The sequence below is a fragment of the Serratia sp. Sp408 genome, from assembly GCF_057180665.1.
On the sequence record NZ_JBXUFT010000001.1, the window covers coordinates 1,650,365 to 1,662,947 of the forward strand.

The following is a 12,583-nucleotide window of genomic DNA, read 5'->3' on the forward strand; positions in this document are numbered from 1 at the left end:
ATTTCGTTGGCTGCTCATTAGGATAGCGTGACATCCTCGGCTCATGTTTGGAGAGAACATGCATATATTGTGGCGTACCATTGCCGGTATTTTCAGGTGGACATGGCGTCTGCTGAATTTCATCAGGGAACTGATTCTTAACCTGTTTCTGATCCTGCTGATTTTGGTTGGTGTCGGCATTTATTTTTCCTTCCAGGGCAGCGCGCCTGCTGAGACGCCACGTGGCGCCTTGCTGGTCAACTTGAGCGGCGTGGTGGTTGATCAACCTAGCATGAAGAACCGTCTGCTCCAACGCAGCCGCGAGTTCCTTGGCGCCTCCGCCAGTGAACTGCAGGAAAACTCGCTGTTTGACGTCGTCGACAGCATCCGTAGCGCCAAAGATGATAAAAACATTACCGGCATGGTATTGCAGTTGAACGATTTCGCCGGTGCCGACCAGCCTTCTCTGCAATATATCGGCAAGGCTCTGCGTGAATTCCGCGACAGCGGCAAACCGATCTATGCCATTGGCGATAGCTATAACCAAACGCAATACTATTTAGCCAGCTTCGCGAACAAGATTTATCTGTCACCGCAGGGCAACGTCGATCTGCACGGCTTCGCCACCAACAATTTGTACTATAAGTCGCTGCTCGACAAGCTGAAGGTCTCCACCAATATCTTCCGCGTTGGCACTTACAAGTCGGCGGTTGAGCCAATGATCCGCGACGATATGTCACCGGCGGCACGTGAAGCGGACAGCCGCTGGATCGGCAACCTGTGGCAAAACTACCTCACCACGGTGGCGGCCAACCGCCAAATCACCACCGCGCAATTGTTCCCGGGAGCCGCCGGCGTGCTGAGCGGCCTGCAAGCGGCCGGCGGCGATACGGCGAAATACGCACTTGACGGCAAGCTGGTGGATGAGCTGGCTTCGCGTACCGTGATGGAAAACCAGTTGATCAAGACCTTTGGCTGGGATAAGCAAAACAACGATTTCAACGCCGTCAGTATTTATGACTACCAGCCGGCACCGGCAGCGGATCAGGGCGGCCAAATTGCCGTGGTGTTCGCTAATGGCGCAATCATGGACGGTCCGCAAACGCCGGGAACGGTTGGCGGTGACACCACCGCGGCACAGCTGCGTCAGGCCCGTCTGGATCCTAAAATCAAAGCGGTGGTACTGCGAGTTAACAGCCCGGGCGGCAGCGTTAGCGCGTCTGAGGTGATCCGCTCCGAACTGGCTGCGGTGCGTGCTGCCGGCAAACCGGTGGTGGTTTCCATGGGGGGTATGGCGGCTTCCGGTGGCTACTGGATTTCTACTCCTGCCAACTATATCGTTGCCAGCCCAAGCACCCTTACCGGTTCTATCGGCATTTTCGGCGTGATCAACACCTATCAGGATACGCTTGACAGCGTTGGCGTTCACACCGACGGCGTCGCGACCTCGCCGCTGGCCGATTTGGCGGTGACCAAAGCGCTGCCGCCCGAGTTTGCCCAGATGATGCAGTTGAACATCGAGAATGGCTACAAGAACTTTATCGATCTGGTGGCTGGCGCGCGCAAGATGTCGCCAGAACAGGTTGATAAAATTGCTCAGGGTCACGTCTGGACCGGCGGTGACGCCAAGAACAACGGGTTGGTCGACCAACTGGGTGACTTTGATGACGCGGTGCAGAAAGCCGCCGAATTGGCGAAGCTGAAACAGTGGCATTTGAACTGGTTCGTCGATTCACCGAGCCTGGCAGACATGGTGCTCAGCCAGTTTGGCGTGTCGATCCACGCCATGCTGCCGGCAGCCCTGCAATCGATGTTGCCTGCGCCGCTGGCCTCGGTAGCCATGGCGATGAAAGAGCAACCGGGTTTATTCAATAATCTGAACGATCCGCAAAACCGCTACGCCATCTGTCTGAACTGCGGTGACGTACGCTAACAAATTAATCTTCAGCCCGGCACTCGCTGGGCTTTTTTTCTGCGCTAATCACCCTATAATTCAGCCCATCTTATCATTAGCAGAAACCCTACAATGCAAAAGAAATCTATCTACGTCGCTTACACCGGCGGTACCATCGGCATGCAACGCTCCGAACACGGTTACATTCCGGTGTCCGGCCACCTGCAACGGCAACTGGCGCTGATGCCGGAGTTCCACCGCCCGGAAATGCCCAACTTCACCATTCATGAATACGCCCCGCTGATCGACTCCTCCGATATGACGCCGGAAGATTGGCAACACATTGCCGATGACATCAAGAAAAACTACGATCAATATGATGGCTTCGTCATCCTGCACGGCACTGATACCATGGCATTCACCGCTTCTGCGCTGTCGTTCATGCTGGAAAATCTCGCCAAGCCAGTCATCGTGACGGGGTCACAAATCCCGCTGGCGGAGTTGCGCTCCGACGGCCAGACCAACCTGCTGAACGCGCTATATCTGGCGGCCAACCATCCGGTCAACGAAGTCAGCCTGTTCTTCAACAATAAACTGTTCCGCGGTAACCGCACCACCAAAGCGCACGCCGACGGTTTTGACGCCTTTGCCTCGCCCAACCTGCCGCCGCTGCTGGAAGCCGGCATTCATATTCGCCGTCAAAACGGCATTGCCTCGCCGGCATGTCATGGTGAATTGCAGGTACACAACATAACGCCGCAACCGATCGGCGTGGTGACCATCTACCCGGGAATTTCCGGCGCGGTGGTGCGCAACTTCCTGCTGCAACCGGTCAAGGCGTTGATCTTGCGCTCTTATGGCGTCGGCAACGCGCCGCAAAAAGCCGAACTGGTTGACGAACTGCGCGATGCATCCGAGCGTGGCATTGTGGTGGTCAACCTGACCCAGTGCATTTCCGGGCGAGTCAATATGGAAGGTTACGCCACCGGCAATGCGCTGGCGCATGCCGGCGTGATCAGCGGTTTCGACATGACGGTGGAAGCCGCATTGACCAAACTGCACTACTTGCTGAGCCAGCCACTGTCGCCGGCGCAAATCCGCCAACAGATGCAGCTGGATCTGCGCGGCGAATTAAGCACCGTCGGTTAATTCATCAGGAGGTTCCATGCGCGTTGCCCTGTTATTGATCGATTTGCAAAATGACTTCTGTCCCGGCGGCGCGCTGGCGGTTGTCGATGGTGACGCCACCATCGCGGTGGCCAATCAGGCCATCGCCGCCTGTCTGGCGCGTGGCGTGCCGGTGATCGCCAGTCAAGACTGGCATCCGGCCGATCACCGAAGCTTTGCGGTTAACTCTGCTGCCAAGGTCGGTGAACTGGGCGAACTTGATGGTTTGCCGCAGGTGTGGTGGCCGGTACACTGTGTGCAAGGCAGCGATGGGGCCGAACTGCACCGCCAATTGCATCGTCAGGGAATAGCCGCAATTTTCCGCAAGGGGCAGGATCCGTCCATCGACAGCTACAGCGCGTTCTTCGACAATGGACACCGGGCAAAAACCGATCTTGACGACTGGCTGCGCGATCGGGGTGTGACTGAATTGACGGTAATGGGATTAGCCACTGATTATTGTGTGAAATTTACCGTGCTTGACGCCCTGGCCCTGGGATATCGGACCACGGTCATCACCGACGGCTGTCGCGGGGTCAACCTGCAAGCCAATGACAGCATACAGGCATTACAGGCCATGCAGCAGGCCGGTGCCAAGCTAGTGACGCTGTCACAATACCTCAGCTAGGCCAAAGCGGGCGCCTCGGCGCCCTTTCCTATCGCTTACTGCGGCTTCAACTTGATCAGCGGTTCGGCAGCGAACTGTTGCTTCAGCTCCTGCTTGCTCTTCATAACGATCTGACCATCCTTGCCGATACTCATATGCTGCGGATCGTCATTATGCAGCGCCTGCCAGAGCATGACCGCCTGCAAGCTGTTTTCCTTCTGTTCCGGCGTCAGCGCAACACCGTCCGGCCACTTACCCAACTCCACGGCTTGCACCAGGCGCTGATAAATTTCGGGCGTCATCGCCGCAATCAAATCCTTCACGTCCATCCGCTCGTTCCTCGCTCATATGAATAATAGCTGAATCGATTTTGTTATTTTTCTTACCGCTTAACCGGCGGTATTTTCGCCGCTTTCGCTATCGGTAAAACTGAGCGATGCCGAGTTAACGCAAAAACGTTCGCCTGTGGGCTGTGGACCATCAGGGAAAACGTGACCAAGATGGGCATCACACTGGCCACAACGTATCTCAACGCGGTGCATATTGTGTGAGTTATCATCCAGATAGCGGATAGCATCGTCCGAAACCGGTTGATAGAAGCTAGGCCAGCCGCAGCCGGCGTCAAACTTGGTATCCGAATAGAACAGTGGCGCATTGCAACACAGGCAATGATAAACACCGTCGCGAGTATTATGCAGCAATTTGCCGGTGTACGGTGCTTCTGTGCCGCGCTGTTGAGTCACATAGCGTTGTATTTCATTCAGTTCCGTGACCGGCTGGTTGGGGGTGTGCTCTTTAGCCATTTGTGCGATTCCCAAATTATGGATAATGTCAACGAAAACAATGATTAATGATAACAAAAAATTAACAGCGTTGCAGGCATTTTTGACCTAAACTGTACGCCATAAAGTTCAGGTCACGACTATATGTGATGCCGATCACATATATTGTTGCGACGCTCTTTAAACTTAGCGGTTTGACCCCATATCTTAATGAGGCCGAACGCAAACGGAACGTGCAATAAGCGTGCAAACCCAGGCCTCTGCTTTGACTTGCCGCAATAATTGACACGATTCCGCTTGACGCTTGGTAAGGTTTTTGTAATTTTACAACCAACCTTTTATTCACTAACAAATAGCTGGTGGAATATATGACTATCAAAGTAGGTATCAACGGTTTTGGCCGTATCGGTCGCATTGTTTTCCGTGCTGCTCAGGAACGTTCCGACATTGAAATCGTTGCAATCAACGATCTGTTGGACGCTGAATACATGGCTTACATGCTGAAATATGACTCTACGCACGGCCGTTTCAACGGTAGCGTAGAAGTTAAAGACGGCCATCTGGTTGTTAACGGCAAAACCATCCGTGTTACCGCAGAGAAAGACCCGGCTAACCTGAAGTGGAACGAAGTGGGCGTTGACGTGGTTGCTGAAGCAACCGGTATCTTCCTGACCGACGAAACCGCACGTAAACACATCGCAGCTGGCGCCAAGAAAGTTGTTCTGACTGGCCCATCCAAAGATGACACCCCAATGTTCGTTATGGGTGTGAACCACAAGTCCTACGCGGGTCAGGAAATCGTTTCCAACGCTTCTTGCACCACTAACTGCCTGGCTCCACTGGCTAAAGTCATCAACGACAAATTCGGTATCGTTGAAGCGCTGATGACCACCGTTCACGCGACTACCGCTACCCAGAAAACCGTTGACGGCCCGTCTCACAAAGACTGGCGCGGCGGCCGCGGCGCATCTCAGAACATCATCCCTTCTTCTACCGGTGCTGCCAAGGCAGTAGGTAAAGTTATTCCTGAGCTGAACGGCAAACTGACTGGTATGGCGTTCCGCGTTCCAACGCCAAACGTGTCTGTGGTTGACCTGACCGCGCGTCTGGAAAAACCTGCGTCTTACAAAGAAGTCTGTGCGGCGATCAAGGAAGCGGCTGAAGGCGAGCTGAAAGGCGTGCTGGGCTACACCGAAGACGACGTTGTTTCTACCGATTTCAACGGTGAGAAACTGACTTCCGTGTTCGATGCCAAAGCAGGTATCGCACTGAACGACAACTTTGTGAAACTGGTTTCCTGGTACGACAACGAAACCGGCTACTCTAACAAGGTTCTGGATCTGATCGCTCACATCTCCAAGTAATGGAATGATGTACTGCTGATCATGAGGGCGACATTTTTGTCGCCCTTTTTTGCTTTCTGTATAGCCGATAACCTGACGGGTATGGCAAATATAAGGCAACGCGATGAACGATAAACTGTTTACCCTCCCAATAGCGGAACAAATTTCCCCTTACATCAGCCAACGTCAGCTGGATGCGCTGCCGGTGATCGTCGTTTCGCACCCAAAAGTGCGCGCTGCGGTTACACTGCAAGGCGCCCATCTGGTGGCCTGGCAACCCAGCGGTGAACAACCGGTGGTATGGCTTAGCAAAAATACGCCTTTCACGCCGGGCAATGCCATTCGCGGCGGCGTGCCGATCTGCTGGCCATGGTTTGGCCCGGCGGGTAAACCTTCGCATGGTTTTGCACGTAATATGCCGTGGTCGCTGACAGCGCACGACGAAGACCAGGACGGCGTGATCCTGACCTTTACCCTGCAAGACAATGAACAGACCCGCAAGCTGTGGCCGCATCCGTTCACGCTGATCGCCCGCTTCAAACTGGGGGAAGAGTGTGAAATCGAGCTGGAATCGCACGGGGATTACCAGGCGACTGCCGCACTGCATACCTATTTCCAGGTCGGCGATATCGAAACGATTAAAGTGGCCGGGCTGGGTGAGCATTATCTGGATAAAGTGGCCAATGGCGCCGCAGCGCGTCAGGTTGGCGACGTGGTGTTTGTCGGGCAAACCGATCGTGTCTACACCCAGCCAGAGCCTTATAGCGTGATAAAAGACCCCACCCTGCAACGCAGTATTGAAGTGCATCATCACCATATGAGCGATGTGATTGCCTGGAATCCGGGCGTTGAACTGTCTTGCAGCATGGCCGATATGGCTAACGACGGTTATAAAACCATGGTTTGTGTGGAAACCGGTCGTATCAGCAAGCCGTTGATTGCCAGTGGCGAACAGCCGGCACGGCTCGGTGTGACCTTGCGTTGCCGCAAAAACGGCGTATAAACGCCGCAGCGGCACACCGCCGCTTTCTCGGTGACAGATAGGCAAAAGGGGCGCCAGCGCCCCTTTTTAATGCCTGTAACGCACGAAAATCGTGCGAAAAGCTTAGAAACTGTAACTGACGCCGGTCCACAGCATGCCGGTGTAGGATTTATCTACCATCGGGCTGTCTTTGACCTCATCAGACAATTGCACATAGCGGCCCATAAAGAAGGCGTTCCATGCTTCATTAATCTGGTAGTTGGCGCTCAGCTCAACATACGGCGTCCAGCTGTCGTTCGGCGTGTAGCTGTTCAAACCGCTGCGACGCGATTCACCCTCGCTGACGCCATAATAGTATTTGTTCTGATTCTTGCTGTTCCAGGTCACGCCAACGCCCGGCGTCAGCGTCCAGGCATCCAGTTGGAACTTGTACAGGTAGGCCAGATCGCCGATCATGCCGTTACTGTAATCCAGGGTATCGCCGGCAAAGGTGGTGCGAATGGTGCCCCACTCTGCGTTATGCGAATACGCAACCCCCGCCATCAACGTCGCCCGGCGCTTGTTCAGCTGTTTCATGCGATCGTCATCGCTGTCGCCTGGCTTATAGTGCAATGGCGAATAGAACGCCATTACGCTCAACTGGTTTTCCTGATCTTTCCACAGGTAGTAACCAGCCGTCAGCGTACGGAAGTAGAAGTCATCGGCTTCATAGTTGATAACCGGTACCGGATAAACGCGAGTCTGATTACCGCGATAAGGATCCGGGCTCACCAACGCAGATGCACCGAGCGACCAGGTTCCCGCCTGAGCACTCTGTGCACACACCATAGCAGACGCGATAACCGCTAGCGTTTTGAATTGAAATATCTTCACTGGTTCTCTTCCATAAATGACAGATTAATAGCGGCGATAGTGTATGTGAAATTTCGGTTACGCGCTTTAAATTTACATTTGAAAATTAGCAAGATCCGTTAAGTTAATTCTGAAATATGTATAAAGAATGTCAGAAGCATGACGTTTTAGCGCGCAGCCCACGCCCGACAAGGCCCCCCGCAAACCCTGCAATAACTGAGTCATTGATATGACTTAAAAAAAGCTTTTTCGTTGACAGGAAATTTTCCGCTATGCCAACTAAGCTTAAATCAGAAGGTGAAATTACCCTGAGCCCAGTGGCAATACAGCGCAACTCGCGATAATAAGCGCAACAAGTTGGCATACGGGTTGCTGTACTCAGGTATTAACTTCTTCTTTCGGGGGCCAGAAGACTATGAAACGCTCCCTTTAACCTGTGCTAATAACGAAAGGACGGGCATCGCCATGAACATATTTGACCACTATCGCCAGCGCTACGAAGCTGCCAAGGACGAAGAGTTCACACTGCAGGAATTTCTTACCATTTGCCGGCAAGATCGCAGTGCCTACGCCAATGCCGCGGAACGTCTGCTCATGGCTATCGGTGAACCGGTCATGGTCGACACCGCGCTTGAGTCACGCATGTCTCGCCTGTTCTCCAACCGCGTGATCGCACGCTATCCGGCCTTCGAGGAATTCTACGGCATGGAAGAAGCTATCGAGCAGATAGTCTCTTACCTGAAACACGCCGCACAGGGTCTCGAAGAGAAAAAACAAATCCTTTACCTGCTGGGCCCGGTGGGCGGCGGTAAGTCCTCATTGGCAGAACGCCTGAAGGCGTTGATGCAACTGGTGCCGATTTATACCCTCAGCGCCAACGGCGAACGCAGCCCGGTCAACGACCATCCGCTGTGCCTGTTCAACCCGCAGGAAGACGCCAATATTCTGGAAAAAGAGTACAACATTCCGCGTCGCTACCTCGGCACCATCATGTCACCATGGGCAGCGAAGCGTTTGCACGAGTTTGGTGGCGATATCACCAAGTTCAAGGTGGTAAAAGTGCGCCCTTCCATTCTGGAGCAGATCGCGATTGCCAAGACCGAGCCGGGTGATGAGAACAACCAGGATATTTCAGCACTGGTCGGCAAGGTCGACATCCGTAAATTGGAAAACCATGCGCAGAACGATCCGGACGCCTATGGCTACTCCGGTGCGCTGTGCCGGGCCAACCAGGGGATTATGGAATTCGTCGAGATGTTCAAGGCGCCGATCAAAGTGTTGCACCCGCTGCTGACCGCCACTCAGGAAGGTAACTATAACGGTACCGAGGGTATTTCCGCCCTGCCGTTCAACGGCATTATCCTGGCGCACTCCAACGAATCGGAGTGGGTCACCTTCCGCAACAACAAAAACAACGAAGCCTTCCTCGACCGCGTCTATATCGTCAAGGTGCCCTACTGCCTGCGAGTGTCAGAGGAGATCAAGATTTATGACAAGCTGCTGGATCACAGCGAACTGTCCCATGCGCCATGCGCGCCGGGCACGCTGGAAACCCTGGCGCGCTTCACCGTCCTGTCGCGATTGAAGGAGCCGGAAAACTCCAGCACCTATTCAAAAATGCGGGTCTACGATGGTGAAAGCCTGAAAGATACCGATCCGAAGGCAAAATCGTATCAGGAGTATCGTGATTACGCCGGGGTGGACGAAGGCATGAACGGTCTTTCAACCCGTTTTGCCTTCAAGATACTGTCACGGGTGTTCAACTTCGACCACACCGAAGTGGCAGCCAACCCGGTTCATCTGTTCTACGTACTGGAACAGCAGATCGAGCGTGAACAATTCCCGCAGGATCTGGCGGAAAAATATCTTGAGCATCTGAAAGGCTATCTGATCCCGAAATACGCTGAATTCATTGGCAAAGAGATCCAGACCGCCTATCTGGAATCCTATTCTGAATACGGTCAGAACATTTTTGACCGCTACGTGACCTACGCCGACTTCTGGATCCAGGATCAAGAGTACCGTGACCCTGATACCGGTCAACTGTTTGACCGGGAATCACTTAACGCCGAACTGGAGAAAATTGAAAAACCGGCCGGCATCAGCAACCCGAAGGATTTCCGCAATGAAATCGTCAACTTCGTGCTGCGCGCCCGTGCCAACAACAATGGCCGTAACCCGAACTGGACCAGTTATGAGAAGCTGCGTACGGTGATCGAGAAGAAAATGTTCTCGAACACCGAAGAGTTGCTGCCGGTAATTTCGTTTAACGCCAAGACCTCAACGGACGAGCAGAAAAAACACGACGATTTTGTCGATCGCATGATGGAAAAAGGCTATACCCGCAAGCAGGTTCGCCTGCTGTGTGAATGGTATTTACGGGTAAGGAAATCATCATAACGTCTGTGTCGATATAACTATTCTCAGCCTGTTTCAGACTGCCGCGCGTTAACCGGCGGCAGTTTGCAAGCGTGAGGAAAAAGTTGGCAACGTCGTCTGGGGGAACTATGGCTTACTTTATTGACCGACGGCTTAACGGCAAAAACAAGAGCATGGTTAACCGCCAACGTTTCTTGCGCCGTTACAAGTCACAAATAAAACAGTCGATTGCCGAAGCCATCAACAAGCGTTCGGTCACCGACGTAGACAGTGGCGAATCGGTATCGATTCCGACTGACGATATAAACGAACCGATGTTCCATCAGGGTCGCGGTGGCACACGCCATCGCGTTCACCCCGGCAATGACCACTTTGTGCAGAACGATCGCGTCGAACGTCCGCAAGGCGGCGGCGGCGGCGGTAGCGGCCAAGGCAATGCCAGTCAGGACGGCGAAGGTCAGGACGAGTTCATCTTCCAGATATCCAAGGACGAATATCTCGATCTGCTGTTTGAGGATCTGGCACTGCCGAACCTGAAGAAAAATCAGTACAAGCAGTTGACCGAATTCAAAACGCATCGTGCGGGCTATACCGCCAACGGGGTGCCAGCCAACATCAGCGTGGTGCGTTCGCTGCAAAATTCGTTGGCCCGTCGCACCGCCATGACCGCCGGTAAACGACGAGAACTGCAGCAACTGGAACAGCAACTGACCGATCTGGAAAATACCGAACCGGTTCAACTGCTGGAGGAGGAGCGGCTGCGCAAGGAGATTGCCGAGCTGCGCCAGAAGATCAAAAAGGTGCCGTTTATCGACACCTTTGACTTACGCTACAAAAACTACGAACGTCGCCCTGAACCCTCCAGCCAGGCGGTGATGTTCTGCCTGATGGACGTTTCCGGCTCAATGGATCAGGCCACCAAAGACATGGCCAAGCGCTTCTACATCCTGCTCTACCTGTTCCTCAGCCGAACCTATAAAAACGTCGAGGTGGTTTATATTCGCCACCACACCCAGGCGAAGGAAGTCGACGAACAGGAATTCTTCTATTCGCAGGAAACCGGCGGCACCATTGTATCCAGTGCGCTGAAACTGATGCATGAAGTGGTGGAGGAACGCTACAACCCGGCTCAATGGAACATCTATGCGGCGCAGGCCTCGGATGGCGATAACTGGGCTGACGACTCACCGCTGTGCCATGAGCTGCTGACCAAGAAACTGCTGCCAATGGTACGTTACTACAGCTATATCGAAATCACCCGCCGCGCCCATCAGACGCTATGGCGGGAATATGAAGATTTGCAGGCCAGATTTGATAACTTCGCCATGCAACATATCCGCGAGCCGGATGACATTTATCCGGTATTCCGCGAACTGTTCCGCACGCAAACCGCGTAAAACCATGCCGCGGTCATCAACCGGCCCCCGTGGCCGGTTTTTTTATGCCGCTAACGACACGGCTCACGCGCATTTTTAACTAGGAATTTTACCCATACAGATCTAGAATCTGCCGTAAAAACAACAACAAATGTTTTAGCGGCCCAGAGAAAGGATTTCGTCTGTGAAGGAAATGCTGTGCATTCTTGTTACGACCGGCGCGTTGGCGGTTGTTTTGGCGTGGTTATTTGTTCAAATGCTGCATATTTAACGCTGTATGGCGGCTATGAAGCCCGGCGCGGCGCGGCCGGGACTCAATGGCTCGCAAGGATCAGGATTGCTTGGTTTGCACCCAGAAAGCGTGAATCAGACCCGGGAAGTACCCCAGCAGCGTCAGGATGATATTAAGGATAAACGCGCCACCGATGCCTTTATCCAGCAGCACACCCAGCGGGGGTAAAATAATGGTAAAAACAATACGCCAAAAACCCATGATAACTCCTTAACTTGCTGATGAGTTACCAACATATTATATCCATTTAACAATTTCAATCAGTGATCAATACTGTCGGTGACGACACTGACGCGATCATTGTCGGCTAGGTGTATTTTTTGCATAAAAGCCTTGAGCAACGCCGGCGCTTTTATCATTGACTGCCACCAGCAGCGGGTAACCTTTCACTGACCACGGCGGCTGTGGTGGCCCTTCCCCGGCCAACCCAACGGCAAAGACATCCGCCAGGCTTGCAATAACCGAAGATGCCATCACCTGGTGTTAAACATACTTATAACCAATAAATAAACGTTCTTTGCCATCATGTGGGCATTGTAATAACAACGTTGCGATAATGTTATTATATGGAGGTGTTTTATTAATGCAGATTGGTACGTTATTGCGGCTCGCCAAGGTGATATTACCTCAGGAAATAAAGATACGGCGTCTTAGCATGCAGCAACCGTTGATTCGACGAGGGGAAACTCCTAGAATGCGCGGCTAAATTAAGTCATTGGAATCGGTTTCATGTCGTCGCTGTGGGTTGCTACACAATATTTTTATTTGTTTGGCCTGTTATTTTCTATGGTATTTACCTATCTGGTTAGCCGGGACACGGTTAAAATTCGCTGTATCAGCGCACTCACCATCGGCCTGACCTGGCCATTAAGTCTGCCGGTAGTATTGTTGTTTTCGCTGTTTTAAGCCGGAATCACCCCGCCTGCACTG

12 protein-coding genes are annotated in these 12,583 nt (G+C 53.1%); 8 read left to right on the forward strand and 4 right to left on the reverse strand.

The features are described 5' to 3' along the window. Positions 1-58 precede the first annotated feature (58 nt). The 3 genes from sppA to pncA all read left to right on the forward strand — a co-directional run bounded on the left by sppA (position 59) and on the right by pncA (position 3,668). A complete protein-coding gene (gene sppA, locus AC2AXP_RS07765) occupies positions 59-1,912 on the forward strand; it encodes a signal peptide peptidase SppA (protein ID WP_430299120.1) in 1,854 nt (617 codons plus the stop codon). A gap of 93 nt (positions 1,913-2,005) precedes the next feature. Then, positions 2,006-3,022 carry an asparaginase gene (gene ansA / locus AC2AXP_RS07770; protein WP_004962307.1) on the forward strand — a complete coding sequence of 339 codons (1,017 nt, stop codon included), beginning with the start codon at positions 2,006-2,008 and terminating at the stop codon, positions 3,020-3,022. A gap of 16 nt (positions 3,023-3,038) precedes the next feature. Next, positions 3,039-3,668, forward strand: a complete 630-nt coding sequence (gene pncA, locus AC2AXP_RS07775; protein ID WP_004962304.1) for a bifunctional nicotinamidase/pyrazinamidase — start codon at positions 3,039-3,041, stop codon at positions 3,666-3,668. A 35-nt stretch (positions 3,669-3,703) separates the two neighbouring features. On the opposite strand, the gene AC2AXP_RS07780 is transcribed toward pncA, so the two are convergent. Both AC2AXP_RS07780 and msrB read right to left on the reverse strand, forming a co-directional pair. Further along, complete coding sequence (locus AC2AXP_RS07780) at positions 3,704-3,976, reverse strand: YeaC family protein (protein WP_004962302.1); 273 nt, start codon at positions 3,974-3,976, stop codon at positions 3,704-3,706. A gap of 60 nt (positions 3,977-4,036) precedes the next feature. Continuing rightward, complete coding sequence (gene msrB / locus AC2AXP_RS07785; protein WP_004962300.1) at positions 4,037-4,450, reverse strand: peptide-methionine (R)-S-oxide reductase MsrB; 414 nt, start codon at positions 4,448-4,450, stop codon at positions 4,037-4,039. A 347-nt stretch (positions 4,451-4,797) separates the two neighbouring features. On the opposite strand from msrB, the gene gapA reads away from it, so the two are divergent. Together gapA and AC2AXP_RS07795 are read left to right on the forward strand one after the other, a co-directional pair. Then, entirely contained in the window at positions 4,798-5,793 is a 996-nt protein-coding gene (gene gapA, locus AC2AXP_RS07790; protein WP_004962296.1) for a glyceraldehyde-3-phosphate dehydrogenase, read from the forward strand. Positions 5,794-5,896: 103 nt separating this feature from the next. Then, positions 5,897-6,775, forward strand: a complete 879-nt coding sequence (locus AC2AXP_RS07795) for a D-hexose-6-phosphate mutarotase (RefSeq protein ID WP_004962295.1) — start codon at positions 5,897-5,899, stop codon at positions 6,773-6,775. A gap of 102 nt (positions 6,776-6,877) precedes the next feature. Here the strand turns inward: AC2AXP_RS07795 and AC2AXP_RS07800 are convergent, their stop codons facing one another. Beyond that, positions 6,878-7,582, reverse strand: coding sequence for a MipA/OmpV family protein (locus AC2AXP_RS07800; protein ID WP_039992713.1), 705 nt, complete (start codon positions 7,580-7,582; stop codon positions 6,878-6,880). Positions 7,583-8,071: 489 nt separating this feature from the next. On the opposite strand from AC2AXP_RS07800, the gene yeaG reads away from it, so the two are divergent. Both yeaG and AC2AXP_RS07810 read left to right on the forward strand, forming a co-directional pair. Then, positions 8,072-10,006 (forward strand): protein kinase YeaG, encoded by a 1,935-nt coding sequence (gene yeaG, locus AC2AXP_RS07805; protein WP_039992045.1) that lies wholly within the window; start codon positions 8,072-8,074, stop codon positions 10,004-10,006. Between the two features lie 107 nt (positions 10,007-10,113). Further along, the gene (locus tag AC2AXP_RS07810; protein WP_004962288.1) at positions 10,114-11,382 is read left to right on the forward strand and encodes a YeaH/YhbH family protein; all 1,269 of its coding nucleotides are present in this window, start codon (positions 10,114-10,116) and stop codon (positions 11,380-11,382) included. Between the two features lie 310 nt (positions 11,383-11,692). Here the strand turns inward: AC2AXP_RS07810 and AC2AXP_RS07815 are convergent, their stop codons facing one another. Further along, positions 11,693-11,854, reverse strand: a complete 162-nt coding sequence (locus tag AC2AXP_RS07815) for a YqaE/Pmp3 family membrane protein (protein ID WP_004962285.1) — start codon at positions 11,852-11,854, stop codon at positions 11,693-11,695. 528 nt (positions 11,855-12,382) lie between these two features. Between AC2AXP_RS07815 and AC2AXP_RS07820 the strand changes: the two genes are divergently transcribed. Continuing rightward, positions 12,383-12,559, forward strand: coding sequence for a GhoT/OrtT family toxin (locus tag AC2AXP_RS07820; RefSeq protein ID WP_004962283.1), 177 nt, complete (start codon positions 12,383-12,385; stop codon positions 12,557-12,559). The last annotated feature ends 24 nt before the right edge of the window (positions 12,560-12,583 follow it).